A 15780-nucleotide genomic window follows, 5' to 3' on the forward strand; every position below is an offset into this window, starting at 1 on the left:
TCAGGTCTCGGCAATTTCCGGCGTCAGCACCGGGCCCTTGCCGCTGAAGCGCTCCAACGCCAGATAGATCACCGGCGTAATGAACAGCGTGATCGCCTGCGAGAACACCAGCCCGCCGACCACCGCCAGGCCCAGCGGCTGGCGCAGCTCGGCACCGGCACCAATGCCCAGGGCGATGGGCAGTGCGCCCATCAGTGCAGCCAGCGTGGTCATCATGATGGGCCTGAAGCGCAGAATGCAGGCCTCGCGAATCGCCTGCGGCGGCGTCATGCCTTGGTGGCGCTGCGCCTCCAGCGCAAAGTCGATCATCATGATGGCGTTTTTCTTGACGATACCGATCAGCAGCACGATGCCGATGGTGGCGATCAAGGTCAGATCCTGGCCAAACAGCATCAGCGTGGCCAGAGCGCCTACCGCTGCCGACGGCAGACCGGCCAGGATGGTGATGGGGTGGATGTAGCTCTCGTACAGCACGCCCAGCAGCACATAGATCACCAGCAAAGCGGCAATCACCAGGATGGCCTGGCTACCCTGCGAGCTCTGGAACACCGCCGCATCGCCGCCGTAGCTGGTGATGATGGAATCGGGCAAGCCTATGGCCTGGCGCGCCTCGTCGATCTTGGCAGTAGCGTCGCCGAGCGCCGCGCCGGGCGCCAGGTTGAACGACACCGTCACCGCCTGCAACTGCCCCACGTGGTTGATCGAGGTGGCGCCCACCGTGCGCTCCACCGTGGTGAAGCTGGACAAGGGCACCAGCGCGCCGGTGCTGGAGCGCACATAGATGCCGCCCAGCGCACGCTCGTCCTGCTTGGCCTCGGGCGCGACTTCCATGATCACCTGGTAGCTGTCGGTGGGCAGGTAGATGGTCGACACCTGGCGCTCGCCGAAGGCGCTGAACAGCGCTGTGCGGATGGAGTCGACCGACACGCCCAGCGTGTTGGCCGCGTTGCGGTCGATCTTCAGCTGCGCCTGCAGGCCGCGCAGCTGCGAGTCGCTGGTGACATCGCGGAACAGCGGGTTGGTGCGCAGCTGCTCCTGCAGCTTGCTGGCCCAGGTATTGAGCTCGTCGGCCTTGATGCTTTGCAGGATGTACTGGTACTGCGCCTTGCTCTGGCGGCCACCCAGCTGCAGGTTTTGCACCGGCCGCATGAACAGGTTGATGCCGGCCACGGTGCGCACCTTGCGGCGCAGGCCTTCCATCACGTCCTTCATCTTTTGCCGCTGGTTGGCAGCCTTGAGGGTGATGAACATGCGGCCGGTGTTCTGCGCACCGCCGCCACCGTTGAACGAGCTGACGGCGGCGACATTCGGGTCGGCGCGCACCAACGCGGCCGCGGCCTCTTGCAGGCGCACCATTTCGGGGAACGAGGTGTCTTCCGAGGCTTCGGTGGTGACCTGGATCTGGCCTATGTCTTCTTCCGGGAAGAAGCCCTTGGGGATCACCATCACCAGCCACACCGTGGCCGCGAAGGTGGCGGCGGCCACCACCAGCACCACGTTGCGGTGCCGCAGCGACAGATCGAGCATGCGGGTATAGCCGGCCAGCAAGGCGTTGAAGCCCGTCTCGAATGAATGCACCAGCTTGCCCGGCGGCTTCTTGTGGCCTTCATCGCTGAGGAAGCGACTGGCCATCATCGGCACCAGGGTCAGCGACACAAAGGCCGACACCACGATGGACAAGCCCACCACCACCGCAAACTCGTGAAACAGCAAGCCGATCACGCCGGGCATGAAGAAGATGGGGATGAACACCGCGATCAGCGAGGTGGACATGGACACAATCGTGAAGCCCACCGCCCGCGAGCCGCGCAGCGCCGCCTGGAACGGCGGCTCGCCATGTTCGACGCGGCGGATGATTTCCTCCAGCACCACGATGGCGTCGTCCACCACCAGGCCTACGGCCAGGGTCAGGCCCAGCAGCGAGATGTTGTCCAGGCTGTAGTTCAGGCCCCAGAGCAGCGCCACCGCGCCGACCAGCGACACCGGCAGCGACAGCGCCGGAATCACCGTGGCCACAAAGCGGCGCAGGAACAAGAAGATCACCAGCACCACCAGCACCACGGTGCCCAGCAGGGTCAGCGACACATCGTGCAAGGCCTCGCGCACCGACAGCGAGCGGTCGTTGATGGGCGTCATGCGCACCGACTGCGGCATCTGCGCCTGCAAGGCTGGCAAGGCCGCGCGGATCGAGTCCACCACGCGCACGGTGTTGGCGCCGGGCTGGCGCTGGATGGCCAGGGTGATGGAATTCTCGCCATTGAAGGTGGCGAAGCTCTTCAGCGTTTCCAGGCTGTCTTCCACGCTGGCCACGTCACGCAGGCGCACCGGGTTGCCACCTTTGTTGCTGACGATCAGGTCGGCAAAGTCGGCCGCGTTGCGCAGCTGGCGGTTGGCTTGCAGCACCAGGGTCTGGCGCGGGCCGTCGAGCGTGCCCACCGGGGTGTTGACGTTGGCGGATTTGAGCGCGCTGCTCAGCTCGTCCAGTCCGATGTTGCGCACCGCCAGCTCTTGCGGCTTAACCCGCACCCGCACTGCATAGCGCTTGGCGCCAAAGATGTTGACCTGTGCCACGCCGTCAATGGTGGAAAAAGTGGGCGAGATCAGATGCTCGGCAAAGTCCTGCAGATCGGCCGGCGCCAGCGAGGGCGAGGTCATGGCCACCAGCAGCACCGGCGCATCGGCCGGGTTCACCTTGCGGTAGGACGGCGGATTCGTCATGTCCTGCGGCAAGGAGCGCTGGGCGCGCAGCAAGGCGGCCTGCACGTCCACCGCGGCGGCGTCGATGTCGCGGCCTTCGACGAACTCCAAGGTCAGCGAGGTGCTGCCCAGGGTGCTGGTGGAGCTGATGGTCTTCAGGCCCGGCACGGTCTGGAACTGCTTCTCCAGGATCAGCGCCACCGAGCTGGCCATGGTTTCCGGGTTCGCGCCGGGCAAGGATGCCGACACATTGATCACCGGCGTGTCGTAGCTGGGCAGTGCCGCCACCGGGATGCTGCGGTAGCCGATGACGCCGGCCAGCACGATGGCCAGGTTCAGCAGCACCGTCATCACCGGACGGCGGATGAAGATTTCAGAAAAGTTCATGGTGCCACCGGCTTGGATGCATCGCTACGGGCGGGACTGGACGCGGCGTCATGCGGTTCCTTGGCGTCTTTGCTTTCTTTCTTGCGCTCCACCACGCGGCTGCCGGGGCGCACGTTCTGTTTGCCGTCCAGGATGATGGCCTCGCCGGCCTTCACGCCGGAGACCGCCGCGTCATTGCCCTGTGCGTAAAGCAGCTTGATCGGCCGGGGGCTGGCCTTGCCGTCTTCCACCGCGTACACGATGGTGCCGCGCGCGCCCTGGATGATGGCCGCCTGCGGCACGATGATCGCGTCCTTGATGGTGCTGACGGTTTGCGACACCTCGACAAACGCGCCCGGCCAGAGCTTGCCGTCCGGGTTGGCGAACACCGCCTTGGCCTTGACCGAACCCGAGCTGGCATCCACCAGGTTGTCGACAAACTGCAGGCGGCCGTTGAACGTGCCACCGCCATCGGCCAGCTGGGCCGTCACCGCCGCGCCGCCGCCCTTGAGCGCGCCCAGGGCATCGGTCAGGTTGCGCTGCGGCAGGCTGAAACCCACGGCAATCGGGTCGAGCTGGGTGATGGTCACCAAGGTGGTGGTATTGGCCTGCACCGCGCTGCCAGCCGATACCGGCACCAGGCCCGCACGTCCAGCGTTCGGCGCGGTGATCCGCGAATACGACAGCGGCACCCGGGCCGCGTCGATGGCGGCCTGGTCGGCCGTCACGGTAGCGGCGGCGGCGTCCACGCTGGCCTGGGCCGTGTCTACCGCGCCCTGGGAAATGAAGTTCTGCGCCAGCAGTTGGCGGTTGCGTTCCAGCTGGCGCTTGGTGTCGGCCAGGGTGGCCGTGTCCTTGGCCAGCTGGGCCCGGGCCTTGGCCACGTTGGCCTCGTCGGTGCGCGCGTCCAGCGTGAACATCAGCTGCCCGGCTTTGACGAACTGCCCTTCCTCGATATGCACCTTGGCCACCACGCTGGTGACCTGGGCCTTTACATCCACGCTGGTCAGCGGCGTCACCGTGCCGGTGGCCTTGAGCACCACCGCCAAGTCACGCTGCTGGGCCGGCACGGTGCTGACCGTGACCGGCGGCGAGGCCGCAGAAGCCGGCGCTGCCGGGCCACTGGCCGCCCCCGCCGGCGTTGCCGTTGCCGTTGCCGTTGCCACATCGGATTTGCCGGAGCAGCCCCACAGACCAAGAGCGATCACGCCGCAGGCAAGATTCAGAAATAAAGGGTTGGTTTTCATCGTTGTGGTGTGTCGGATCGAAAAATGCGCCCCAATAGGGCCAAACCTGCTTGCAGGGATTGCAGCTCCTGCGATGTACATACGGCCAACGCCGTTTCCAGATCAGCCTGGGCGCGCTGCTGGATCTGCGCCAGCTGGGCCTGGCCCGCCGCCGTCGCCTGCAGCTGCGAACGCCGCCGGTCAAACGCTCCGGCCTGCGCCTGCACCAGCCCTGCCTTCACCAACCGGTCGGCCATGGCCGATGCGGTCGGCATGGTCACGCCCAGGAAGGCCGCAATCTCACTGATCGAACAGTCCGGCCTCTGGGCCACAAAGTTCAGGCAGCGGAACTGCGGTACCGACAAATGGTCGTACGCGCCGCGCCGCATGGCCAGGCGAATCGCGTCCATGGCCGCCGGAACGACGTCCATCACCATGGCAGCGTGCTGTTGGAGCGGCGTGGTGGCGGTCAAGGGCGTCAATCGGAAGGTCCAGATCGGTCAGGGGTGGGGTGTGCGCAGATACGGATATCGGCGCGCCAAGGCTTGTTGGGGCTAAAGCTTAGCCCAGCTAAGTGAAATCATAGGGCCAGGCAGGTACCGATTCGGGGTGCGGAGGCTGCCGCACAGTCGACGGGAGGTAAAGATATGCAAAAAGCCAACAAGTTCCAGCTGCCACGGCCTCTCAAGGACGATCCACCGCTGGTCGGCAGTGCAGCGAGTCCTACATCCAAACAGGGTCAATCCCCACAGACAACACGCGCGCCACGCGCAGTAATACAAGGAGACATCGATAACAACAAGGAGTCGACATGCAAAGCTTTGAACTCACGAGCCACATGCTCACCATGGGTGGCGCGTTCTACCCCACGGGTTATGTATTTGCCATGTTCCCCAGCCTGGAGGATGCGCAGCAGGTGGTGAAGCGACTGCCGACCGAAAAGCACGACAAACCCACCATGCTGCTGCCGGCCGAGGCCGTGCTGGGCCAGCTAGTCCATACCCTGGGCGCCGCCGACACCCCCCTGCCCTCGGTAGGCACAGAAGGCGCCACCGTACGCCAGTATGCCGAGCTGGCCAGCAAAGGCCATTGCGCGCTGATGGTCCACGCACCCAACGCCAAGGACACCGAAGCGGTGATGGAGGTGGTGCGGTCGGTTCCCTTTTCTTGCGCCCGCAAGTACCGCACGCTGGTGATTGAAGACCTGACCTGATGGCCTGCAACAGCAGCTCCGGCGGCCGTAGAAATTTAAGCCAAACAGGCCGCCGGCGCTTGTTGAACATGCGCATAATGCTGCATTATTTGTAGCAAATTACCAACCATGCTGACTGTCCACCATCTGAACAATTCCCGCTCCCAACGCGTACTCTGGCTGCTGGAAGAGCTGGAACTGCCCTACGAGATCGTGCGCTACCAGCGCGACGCACAGACCATGCTGGCACCGCCCAGCCTGCGCGCCATCCACCCGCTGGGCAAATCGCCGGTGGTCACCGATGGCGATGTGCTGCTGGCCGAATCCGGCGCGATTGTGGAAACCGTGATCGAACACTACGGCAACGGCCGCCTGGCCCCGGCCCTGGGCACGCCCGAGCGGCTGCGCTTTCGCTACTGGCTGCACTACGCCGAAGGCTCGGCCATGCCGCCGCTGCTGCTGAAGCTGGTGTTCGACAAGATCGAGAACACGCCCATGCCCTTCTTCGTCAAACCGATTGCCAAGGCGATTTCCGGCAAGGTCAAGCAAAGCTTCATCCTGCCGCAACTCACAACCCACCTGGACTTCATGGAAGCCGAGCTGGGCAAAAGCCTGTGGTTTGCCGGCGAGGAATTCAGCGGCGCCGACATCCAAATGAGCTTCCCCCTGGAAGCCGCGGCCGCGCGCGGCGGGCTGGACGTCAGCCGGCCCCAGCTGATGGCCTACCTGGCCCGCATATACGAACGGCCCGCCTACCAGCGGGCGCTGGCCAAGGGCGGGCCGTTCACACTGGGCTGACGCCCAGTCAAACTACATTAAGCAGCGTTCAGCTGCTGTTCGAGTCCGTGCAGCACGCGGTAGCACGGCAGCACCTTGGCGACGCTGCTGTTCGGCTCGCGGCCTTCACGGATGGCGGCGAAGAACTCGCGGTCTTGCAGCTCGATGCCGTTCATCGACACTGCCACCTGGCTCACGTCGATCTTTTCGTCCTTGCCGTTGTACAGGTCGTCGTAGCGCGCCAGGTAGGTCGCTGTATCGCCGATGTAGCGGAAGTAGGTGCCCAGCGGGCCATCGTTGTTGAAGCTCAAGGACAGGGTACAGATCGCGCCATTCGCCGCCTTCAACTGGATCGACATGTCCATCGCAATCCCCAGCGCTGGATGGATCGGGCCCTGGATGGCGTTGGCTTGCACGATGGGGCTGCCAGCCTGGTAGGCAAACAAATCGACCGTATGGGCTGCGTGGTGCCACAGCAAATGGTCGGTCCAGCTGCGGGCCTGCCCCAGCGCATTGGTATTGGTGCGGCGGAAGAAGTAGGTCTGCACATCCATCTGCTGGATGTTGAACTTGCCGGCCTTGATTTGGTTATGCACGTACTGGTGGCTGGGGTTGAAGCGGCGGGTATGGCCGACCATCGCCACCAGGCCGGACGTTGCGGCCACGGCGGCCACCTCTTCGGCACCGGCCAGGGTATCGGCCAGTGGAATCTCTACCTGCACGTGCTTGCCAGCGCGCAGGCATTGCAGGGTCTGGGCTGCGTGGATCTGCGTGGGGGTGCACAGGATGACGGCGTCTACCTCGGGCAGCGCCAGGCTTTCAGCCAGGTCGTCCGTGACGTGCTTGATGCCGTACTTGGCTGCGACTTCACGGGTTTTGTCCATGTCGCGGCCGATGACCGACACGGCTTCCACGCCGTCGATCAGCGCAATTGCGTCCAGGTGCTTGGTGCCAAAGGCGCCTGCGCCCGCCAGGGCGACTTTGATGGTTTTAGCCATTATTTGTTCTCCAAAATGAGGTGACCCACCGCCGTGTTCGACGCGGGTACATGGTAGAAGCGGTGCTTGACTTCGGGTGCTGGGCCACCGGCCACATCCGACATGGCGCCGCGGGCGATCAGCCACATCACCAGCTCGATGCCTTCAGAGCCGGCTTCGCGCACATAGTCGATGTGCGGCTGGTCGGCCTGGGCCGCGGGGTCGGCGATCAGGCGGTCGAGAAACTGGTTGTCGAAGTCCTTGTTGATCAGGCCTGCGCGCGCGCCCTGCAGCTGGTGGCTCATGCCGCCCGTGCCCCAGATCTGCACATTCAGCGGCTGGTCGAACGACTCGATGGCCTTGCGGATGGCCTTGCCCAGCTCGAAGCAGCGGCGTCCCGATGGCACGGGGTACTGCACCACGTTGACGGCAAACGGGATCACCGGGCAAGGCCAGGCTTCGGGTTGCCCGCACATCAGGCTCAAGGGCACGGTCAGGCCGTGGTCCACGTCCATCTTGTTGACGATGGTCAGGTCAAAGTCCTGCTGGATCACCGACTGGGCGATGTGCGCTGCCAGCTCGGGGTGGCCTATGACCTTGGGTACCGGGCGCGGACCCCAGCCTTCGTCGGCCGGCTGGTATTCGGCCGCGGTGCCGATGGCGAAGGTCGGGATCATGTCCAGGCTGAACGCGGTCGCATGGTCGTTGAAGACCAGAAAGATCAGGTCGGGCTTGTTGTCCTTCATCCATTGCTTGGACGGCTCGTAGCCGGCAAACAGCGGCTGCCAGTACGGCTCTTGGGTCTTGCCCAGGTCGATGGCCGCGCCGATGGCAGGGACGTGGGAGGTGTAAACGCTGGCGGTAATTTTGGCCATATTAATTATTCACTTTCTTGCCCGCACTTCCTTGCGGCTGGCGGTGGGCCTGGGCGTCGCCGTCTTCACCGACCACGCGGTTGCCTTCGGCCGAACGGCCCCCGGAGACCATCATGTTGCGGTATTCCTCTTCGGTCATGCCGGTCATGCTGCCGGCCATCTGCTGGAAGCTCAGGCCGTGGGTGGCACCGATCTTGGCCAGGAAGTAGATGTTGCCGCCCAGCGAGATGCAGCGGTTCAGGTCCATGTCGAGCACGGCCTGCTTCTGCGCTTCGCTCATCGGCCAGGTGTCCAAGTAGGCGCGCTGGTCGGCCTTGAACTTTTCGCGGTTCTCGGCCTTCATCAGCGACATGCAAAACTGGTTCAGGTGGTAGCCCATGCGGCTTTGCTCGGCATCGAAGATGGTGGTGCCGGGCACGTCCAGATACGGTTTGTCTAAAGACATTTCAGCTCCAGTACAAACGGGTTGGGTTGTCGACCAGCAGCTTGCGCTGCAGCTCGGCAGCCGGTGCGATCTGCGGGATGTAGTCCACCAGCAGGCCGTCGTCGGGCATATGGTCCTTCAGGTTCGGGTGCGGCCAGTCGGTGCCCCACAGCACGCGGTCGGGAAAGGTTTCCACCAGATGCTTGGCGAACGGCACCACGTCTTGGTAGGCGTGTTGTTCGCCGTTCAGGGCTTTGGGGCCAGACACGCTGAGGCGCTCGGGGCAGCTGACCTTGCTCCAGATATTGCTGTGCTCGCGCATCATCTTCACGAACAGGGCGAATTCGGGTCCGTCCACCGGCAGGCTGACATCGGGGCGGCCCATGTGGTCCACCACCACGGTGGTGGGCAGGCTGGTGAAGAAGTCGTAGTACTCGGGCAGATCGACCGCCTCGAAGTAAATCACCACATGCCAGCCCAGGGGCGCGATGCGTTTGGCGATCTCGGTGAGCACTTCCCGCGGCGTGGAGTCGGCCAGGCGTTTGACGAAATTGAAGCGCGTACCGCGCACACCGGCGGCGTGCATTTCCTGCAGCTCGGCGTCGGTCACCAGCTGGTTCACCGTGGCCACGCCCTTGGCCTTGCCGTTTGAGGCCTTCAGTGCATCCACCAGCGCGCGGTTATCGGTGCCGTGGCAGGTGGCCTGCACGATCACATTCTTGTCGAAGCCCAGGTGGTCGCGCAGGGCGAACAGCTGCTCCTTGGACGCATCGCACGGCGTGTACTTTCGCTCGGGCGCATACGGAAACTTGTCGCCGGGGCCGAACACATGGCAATGCGCATCCACCGCGCCTGCAGGCAGCTGGAAACGGGGTTTGCTGGGGCCGGTGTACCAGTCCAGCCAGCCAGGGGTTTTGGTGAATTCCATACGATTCTTTCTATTTGCTTAGGCGATGGATTTAATCCAGCGAGACGTTGGCTTTTTTGATGATCTCGGCGTAGCGCTTGGTCTCTGTCTGGATGTACTGGGCCAGCTGCTCGCGGGTCTGCACAAAGGGCTCGTAGCCAAAGGACAAAAACTTCTCTTTCACATCCGGCTCGGCCAGGGCTTTTTCGATGTCGCGCTTGATCTTGTCGGCCACGGCCGGTGGCAAGCCCTTGGGCGCGGCAATCGCGTTCCAGCCGCTGACTTCGAAGTTGGCGGGGCCGCCGGCTTCGGTCACGGTAGGCACATCGGGGTAGCCGGCCAGGCGCTTGGGCGCGGCCACGGCCAGGAAGCGCAGCTTGTTGGCGCGCAGCAGCGGGCCAGCGGTGGCGCTGGTGCCGAGGGCATAGGCCAGCTCGTTGGTGGCCACGGCGGTGTACAGCTGGGTGGTTTCCTTGTAGATCACGTGCTCCATCTTGGTACCAGCCACGGTGTCGAACAGCTCGGAACCCAGGTGCACGGGGTTGCCCACCGACCAGGAGCCGTAGTTCAGCTTGCCAGGATGGGCCTTGGCGTCGGCTACCAGGTCGCCGATCTTCTTGTACGGGCTGTCGTTGCCCACGGTGAAGAAGAAGTAGGTCTTGAACAGCGGCAGCAGCGTGTCGAAATCCTTGTCCACGTCGTAAGGCAGCTTCTTGAACAGGCTTTGGTAAGCGGTCAGGTGCACGAAGTCGAGCTGGATCAGGTCATGGCCGTCCTTGGCGCCGCGCTTGAAGGCATCGATGGCGATGAAGCCATTGCCGCCGGGGCGGTTTTCCACTACCACCGGCTGGCCCCAAGCGCGGGACAATTTATCGGCCACCAGGCGGGCCACGCCATCGGGGCCGCCGCCGACCGGGAACGGCGTGATGATGCGCACCGGCTTGGTGGGGAAGCTTTGCGCGCTGGCCAGGCCGGGCAGCAGCGCCGCCAGAGCGGCGAGGCCGAGAGTCAGGCCGAGGCGGCGGGTAATAGATGTCATCAAGAAGTCTCCGAGTGGTTATAGATAAACTGTCAATGCTATAAATTAAATAGCTGCCTGCGCTTGTTGAATAAGCGCCACAGGCCTTTTTCTTCTAAATTCAGTCGATGTACTTCAAGCCGGCTTTTTCCAGCGGTTCGCGCATCTTGTACATGTCCAGACCCAGCACACCGGCGGCCAGCTTGGCGCGCTTTTCGCCTTCGAAGCTTTCGCGGTGCTCGGCGGCGTCGGCCACCTGCGCAGCAATCGCGGCAGGCACGACGACCACGCCGTCCACATCGGCGATCACCACGTCACCGGGATTCACCACGGCGCCGGCACAGACGATCTGCACATTCACCGAGCCCAGCGTGGCCTTGATCGTGCCCTTGGAGTTGATGGCTTTGCTGAACACCGGGAAGCCCATTTTTTCGAGGTCGGCCACATCGCGCACGCCGCCGTCGATGATCAAGCCCTTGGCGCCGCGCGCCTGGAAGCTGGTGGCCAGCAGGTCGCCGAAGAAGCCGTCTTCGTTGTCGGTGGTACAGGCGGCCACGGCCACGTCGCCGGGCTGCAATTGCTCGGCCGCCACGTGCATCATCCAGTTGTCGCCGGGCTGCAGCAGCACGGTAACGGCCGTGCCGCAGATCTTGGCGCCGTTGTAGATCGGCCGCATATAGGGCTTCATCAGGCCGACGCGGCCCATGGCTTCGTGGATGGTGGCCACGCCGAGCTTGGACAGGCGCTCTACCGCAGCCTTGTCGGCGCGCACGATGTTGCGCTTGACGATGCCGAGGTTGTTCATAGGGACGCTCATAAAAATCTCCTGATTGGGTGTTATTGATTTTTGGCTTTGAGGGCTGCGTCCAGGCGCGGGAACACGCGGCGCGCATTGCCTTCGTAGATCTGGAAACGGTCGTCGTCGCTGAGGATCTTGCTGGCTTCGATGTAGCGCTTGGTGTCGTCGTAGTAGTTGCCGGTTTGCGGGTCGATACCGCGCACCGCGCCGATCATCTCGCTGGCAAACAGCACGTTCTTCACCGGGATCACGGTGTTCAACAGGTCGATACCGGGCTGGTGGTAGACGCAGGTGTCGAAGAAGATGTTGTTCAGCAAGTGCTCTTCCAGCAGCGGCTTCTTCAGCTCTTGCGCCAAACCGCGGAATCGCCCCCAGTGGTAAGGCACGGCGCCGCCGCCATGCGGAATTAGGAAGCGCAGCGTGGGGAAATCCTTGAACAGGTCGCTGGTCAGGCACTGCATGAAGGCCGTGGTGTCGGCGTTCAGGTAGTGGGCGCCGGTGGTGTGGAAGCAGGCGTTGCAGCTGGTACTGACATGGATCATGGCGGGGATGTCGTACTCGACCATCTTCTCGTAGATCGGGTACCAGGCCTTGTCGCTCAGCGGAGGCGAAGTCCAGTGGCCACCGCTGGGATCGGGGTTCAGGTTGATGCCGACGTTGCCGTATTCCTTGACGCACTTTTCCAGCTCGGGAATGCAGGTCGCAGGGTCCACGCCCGGGCTTTGCGGCAGCATGGCCGCGCCGATGAAGTTGTCGGGGAACAGCTGGGCCACGCGGTAGCAGAGCTCGTTGCAGATGGCCGCCCAGGTGCTGGACACATTGAAGTCGCCAATGTGGTGGGCCATGAAGCTGGCGCGCGGGCTGAAGATGGTCAGGTCGCTGCCGCGCTCTTTCATCAGGCGCAGCTGGTTGTTTTCAATCGTCTCGCGCAGCTCGTCGTCGCTGATCTTCAGGTCCGCCACTTTGGGCATGAGGGCCGGGTCTTTGATGCCGGCGATCTGCTGGTTGCGCCAGTTCTCCAGCGCCTTGGGCGCCGTGGTGTAGTGGCCGTGGCAGTCGATGATCAGAGGTTTTTTCATGCAATGTCTCCTGGTTTCAAGGTCTTAAATCGGGTCCATGCCCTGGCTGCGCTTGACGCCTGCCGCTTCGGGCGAATTCATGTAGTCCAACATAGCGCGCACGGCATCGGCCTGCAAGCTGCCGGTGGCCACCGCGGCTGAAAAGGTGGTGATGACCTGGATCGCCGGGGGCAGCGGCCCTAGCACGGTGATGCCGTCGAGGTTCAGCAATTCGCTTAGCTGCTGGAAGCCCAGCTCCACCTCGCCGCGCGCCACCAGCGTGCCGACCGGCACACCGGGCGGGGCTTGAACGATGCGGTCCCTGATTTCCTCGGCAATGCCCCAGCGTTCGAACAGCTTGGCCAGCGCCACGCCGCTGGGGCCGGTGGAGTAGCTGATGCTGCGCGCGGCGCGCACGGCGTCGCGCACGGCGTCTTCGCTCGCAATGTCAGGCCGGGGCGCACCAGCCCGCACTGCCACCGCCACGCCCGAGCGCACCAGGTCCACTTTGGAGCCGGCCTGCAGATGGCCGGCCGCCAGCAGCTTGTCGATGGCGTCCGACGCCAGAATCACTACATCAAAGGCTTCGCCTGCCTGCACCCGCTTGGCCGCGTCCACGCCGCCGACAGATTCGATGTCGACCCGAAAACCGGATCGCAACTGGAACCCCGCCACCAGTTCCGCCAGCAGCAGGCGCGTGGCCATGGAGGAAATACCTTTGATTACCGTAGTCATGCAAGTAAGGCGGCAGAGTTGAACATTGCCAGCATTGTGGCGACGCCCAGGCGCCCGGCCAAGCCTGCGCGGCCTCTATCAGATATTGCAAATCGGCATAATCACGAGAAAGGTATTCAATAAGTCATCCGTACGACACCCGTTCCCCATGAATCTGAAACAGCTCGAATACTTTGTGCGCGTGGCCGAACTGGGCAGCTTCACCCGTGCCTCGGTAGCCCTGAACATCGCCCAGCCAGCCCTCAGCCGCCAGATCCGCCTGCTGGAGGTGGAGCTGCGGCACAACCTGCTGGTGCGCAACGGCCGGGGTGCAGCGCCCACCGAAGCCGGTAAGCTGCTGCTGGAGCACGGTCGCGGCATCCTGCACCAGGTGGAACGCGCGCAGGAAGAGCTGGGCCGGGTCCGCGGCGGCCTAGCCGGCCGGGTGGCGATTGGCCTGCCCAGCAGCCTGGCGCGGGTGCTCACCGTGCCCTTGACCCGCGCATTCCGCCAGCAGTTGCCCGACGCCGCCCTGTCGATCCGCGAAGGCCTGTCGGTGGAGCTGCAGCGCTCGCTGGTGGCCGGCCAGCTCGACATTGCCGTGCTGTACAACGCCCAGGCGAACGCCGACATCGAGATTGCCCCGCTGATGACCGAAGAGCTGCTGCTGGTACAGGCGCGCCCGCCCGGCCTGCCAGAAGACCCGCCGCCCGGCCCCATCGCCCTGCACGAAGTGGCCCAGCTGCCGCTGGTGATCCCCAGCCGGCCCAACGCGATCCGCATGCATGTGGAAACCGAGATGGCGAATATCGGCTGCCGCCCGCGGGTGGTGCTGGAGATCGACGGCGTGGCCGCCATCCTGGACCTGGTGGCCGATGGCGCAGGCTGCGCCTTGCTGTCGCGCAACGCGGTGGCCAGCTCGATCCGGCCCTCGGCCTTCACCACCCGGGCGGTGGAACCGGCCCTGCACACCCAGGTGGCGCTGGCCACCAGCTCACTGCGGCCCAGCACGCTGACCCAGCAAGCCACGTTGGAGCTGATACGCCGCACCTTGGCGCCGGACGGCGGTGGATAAGGATATGCCTAAAAGTGGATTTGAACCCACGCATAATCCAGCCCTGCTTTATTCCCTACCCTCTACACACCGCGTTGCGCGGCCTCTTTCCATGCACCTCAAGCGCCATTTCCTCCTGTCCGTTGCCGCCCTGTCCGTGGGCGTATTGCTCAGCGCCTGCAACAAGCCCGCGTCCGAACCTGCTGCTGCCCCCGCCGCTCCCGCGCCAGCCGCCCGCGTGGTGACCGTCGGCACCGACCCGACCTACGCGCCCTTCGAGTTCCAGAACGAAAAGGGCGAAATCGTGGGCTTCGACATCGACGTGGTCCGCGCCGCGGCACAAAAAGCCGGCCTGGAAGTGAAGTTCGTCAGCACCCCCTGGGAAGGCGCGATCAACGCCCTGACCCAGGGCGACCGCGACCTGCTGGTATCGGCCATCACCATCACCGACGAACGCAAGCAAAGCATCGACTTCACCGAGCCTTACTTCGAAGCCAGCCAGCTGATTGCTGTATCCGCCAGCTCCACCGCCACCCAACTGGACGACCTGAAGAAAAGCAAGATCGGCGTACAGACCTCCACCACCGGCGAAGAAGTGGTGGTCAAGCTGCTGGGCAAGACCAACAGCAACATCAAACGCTTTGAATCCACGCCGCTGGCCCTGTCCGAGCTGGCCGCAGGCGGCGTCGACGCCGTGGTGGCCGACAACGGTGTGGTCAGCCACTACCTGGCCAACAATCCCAGCGCCAAGTTCAAGGCCTTGAGCGACCCCAGCTTCGCCCCCGAGTTCTATGGTCTGGCGCTGAAAAAAGGCAACACCGAACTGCAAGCCCTGCTGAACAAAGGCCTGGCCGACATCAAGGCCGATGGCAGCTACCAGAAAATCTACGACCAGTACTTCGCCCCCGCAGCCAAGTAAACCGGCATAGAAAAGGAGCACGCAGTGGTGTGGCGCTGGGACATTCTGGCCGGCTATGGCCCCCTGTTTGCGCAGGCCCTGTGGATGACGGTGCAGCTCACCGTGATCGCCACCGGGGCCGGCATGCTGCTGGGTGCGGCCATCGGCCTGGTCAATACCAATAGCCTGGCGCCCGCCGCCCCACCCTGGCCACTGGCCTGGGCGCTGAAGCTGCTGCGCCTGCTGGCCACGGCCTTCGTCACCTTTTTCCGCGGTACGCCGCTGTTCGTACAGATCCTGCTGGTGCACTTTGCGCTGATGCCGCTGCTGGTGCACCCCGACGATGGCTGGCTGCTGCGCGGCGAGCTGGCGCGCGAGTTCCGGCAGAACCACGGCGCCTTTTTGTCCGGTGCGCTGGCACTGACCCTGAATGCCGGCGCCTACATCTCCGAGATCTTCCGCGCCGGCATCCAGAGCATCCATGGCGGCCAGACCGCCGCCGCCCAAAGCCTGGGCATGACGCCCTGGCAGAGCATGCGCTACATCGTGCTGCCGCAGGCCTTTAGGCGCATGGTGCCGGCGCTGGTGAACGAAAGCGTGGCCCTGGTCAAAGACACCTCGCTGGTTTCGGCCATCGGCCTGCTGGAGCTGGCCATGGCCGCGCGCACCGTGGCCGGCGCCTATTCGCGCTACTGGGAGCCATATCTGGCGATCTCGGCCATGTACCTGGTGCTGACCTGGACTTTGTCGCGCCTGGCCAAAAAACTCGAAGTGCCCGAACATGCGCGCGGGCGCTGA

The 15780-nt window shown here is 64.1% G+C and carries 16 protein-coding genes; 5 read left to right on the forward strand and 11 right to left on the reverse strand.

Annotated features, from left to right (window positions below; translation table 11 throughout):
• The 3 genes from BLT66_RS21180 to BLT66_RS21190 are packed head-to-tail and all read right to left on the reverse strand — an operon-like array spanning position 1 to position 4762.
• Positions 1 to 3084 (reverse strand): efflux RND transporter permease subunit, encoded by a 3084-nt coding sequence (locus BLT66_RS21180; RefSeq protein WP_092760914.1) that lies wholly within the window; start codon positions 3082 to 3084, stop codon positions 1 to 3.
• The gene (locus tag BLT66_RS21185; RefSeq protein ID WP_176955127.1) at positions 3081 to 4310 is read right to left on the reverse strand and encodes an efflux RND transporter periplasmic adaptor subunit; all 1230 of its coding nucleotides are present in this window, start codon (positions 4308 to 4310) and stop codon (positions 3081 to 3083) included. Before BLT66_RS21185 ends, BLT66_RS21180 begins: the two co-directional genes overlap by 4 nt.
• Entirely contained in the window at positions 4307 to 4762 is a 456-nt protein-coding gene (locus BLT66_RS21190; protein ID WP_092760918.1) for a MarR family winged helix-turn-helix transcriptional regulator, read from the reverse strand. The genes BLT66_RS21185 and BLT66_RS21190 overlap by 4 nt, the downstream gene beginning before the upstream one ends.
• 338 nt (positions 4763 to 5100) lie before the next feature.
• Here BLT66_RS21190 and BLT66_RS21195 point away from each other — a divergent pair, with 338 nt between their 5' ends.
• Both BLT66_RS21195 and BLT66_RS21200 read left to right on the forward strand, forming a co-directional pair.
• Positions 5101 to 5502, forward strand: coding sequence for a hypothetical protein (locus tag BLT66_RS21195; RefSeq protein ID WP_092760920.1), 402 nt, complete (start codon positions 5101 to 5103; stop codon positions 5500 to 5502).
• Positions 5503 to 5610: 108 nt separating this feature from the next.
• Positions 5611 to 6279, forward strand: a complete 669-nt coding sequence (locus BLT66_RS21200; RefSeq protein WP_092760922.1) for a glutathione S-transferase — start codon at positions 5611 to 5613, stop codon at positions 6277 to 6279.
• Positions 6280 to 6296: 17 nt separating this feature from the next.
• Here the strand turns inward: BLT66_RS21200 and BLT66_RS21205 are convergent, their stop codons facing one another.
• The 8 genes from BLT66_RS21205 to BLT66_RS21240 form a co-directional block, all read right to left on the reverse strand.
• Entirely contained in the window at positions 6297 to 7256 is a 960-nt protein-coding gene (locus tag BLT66_RS21205; protein ID WP_092760924.1) for a Gfo/Idh/MocA family oxidoreductase, read from the reverse strand.
• Positions 7256 to 8110, reverse strand: coding sequence for a class III extradiol dioxygenase subunit beta (locus tag BLT66_RS21210; protein ID WP_092760926.1), 855 nt, complete (start codon positions 8108 to 8110; stop codon positions 7256 to 7258). The genes BLT66_RS21205 and BLT66_RS21210 overlap by 1 nt, the downstream gene beginning before the upstream one ends.
• A gap of 1 nt (position 8111) precedes the next feature.
• The gene (gene ligA / locus BLT66_RS21215) at positions 8112 to 8555 is read right to left on the reverse strand and encodes a protocatechuate 4,5-dioxygenase subunit alpha (protein ID WP_092760928.1); all 444 of its coding nucleotides are present in this window, start codon (positions 8553 to 8555) and stop codon (positions 8112 to 8114) included.
• 1 nt (position 8556) lies between these two features.
• A complete protein-coding gene (locus BLT66_RS21220) occupies positions 8557 to 9462 on the reverse strand; it encodes an amidohydrolase family protein (RefSeq protein ID WP_092760930.1) in 906 nt (301 codons plus the stop codon).
• A 31-nt stretch (positions 9463 to 9493) separates the two neighbouring features.
• Positions 9494 to 10480 (reverse strand): Bug family tripartite tricarboxylate transporter substrate binding protein, encoded by a 987-nt coding sequence (locus BLT66_RS21225; RefSeq protein WP_092760932.1) that lies wholly within the window; start codon positions 10478 to 10480, stop codon positions 9494 to 9496.
• A gap of 100 nt (positions 10481 to 10580) precedes the next feature.
• Positions 10581 to 11276: a 4-carboxy-4-hydroxy-2-oxoadipate aldolase/oxaloacetate decarboxylase gene (gene ligK / locus BLT66_RS21230; protein WP_092760934.1), complete on the reverse strand. Its 696-nt coding sequence runs from the start codon at positions 11274 to 11276 to the stop codon at positions 10581 to 10583.
• 20 nt (positions 11277 to 11296) lie between these two features.
• Positions 11297 to 12325, reverse strand: a complete 1029-nt coding sequence (locus BLT66_RS21235) for an amidohydrolase family protein (protein WP_092761326.1) — start codon at positions 12323 to 12325, stop codon at positions 11297 to 11299.
• A gap of 36 nt (positions 12326 to 12361) precedes the next feature.
• The gene (locus BLT66_RS21240; protein ID WP_176955128.1) at positions 12362 to 13051 is read right to left on the reverse strand and encodes a substrate-binding domain-containing protein; all 690 of its coding nucleotides are present in this window, start codon (positions 13049 to 13051) and stop codon (positions 12362 to 12364) included.
• 148 nt (positions 13052 to 13199) lie between these two features.
• On the opposite strand from BLT66_RS21240, the gene BLT66_RS21245 reads away from it, so the two are divergent.
• The 3 genes from BLT66_RS21245 (at position 13200) to BLT66_RS21255 (ending at position 15780) form a co-directional block, all read left to right on the forward strand.
• Positions 13200 to 14105, forward strand: a complete 906-nt coding sequence (locus BLT66_RS21245) for a LysR substrate-binding domain-containing protein (RefSeq protein ID WP_092760938.1) — start codon at positions 13200 to 13202, stop codon at positions 14103 to 14105.
• Positions 14106 to 14196: 91 nt separating this feature from the next.
• The gene (locus BLT66_RS21250; RefSeq protein ID WP_092760940.1) at positions 14197 to 15003 is read left to right on the forward strand and encodes a basic amino acid ABC transporter substrate-binding protein; all 807 of its coding nucleotides are present in this window, start codon (positions 14197 to 14199) and stop codon (positions 15001 to 15003) included.
• Between the two features lie 24 nt (positions 15004 to 15027).
• Positions 15028 to 15780, forward strand: a complete 753-nt coding sequence (locus tag BLT66_RS21255) for an amino acid ABC transporter permease (protein WP_092760942.1) — start codon at positions 15028 to 15030, stop codon at positions 15778 to 15780.

The sequence above is a fragment of the Rhodoferax sp. OV413 genome, from assembly GCF_900104385.1.
Lineage (GTDB): Bacteria > Pseudomonadota > Gammaproteobacteria > Burkholderiales > Burkholderiaceae_C > Rhodoferax_B.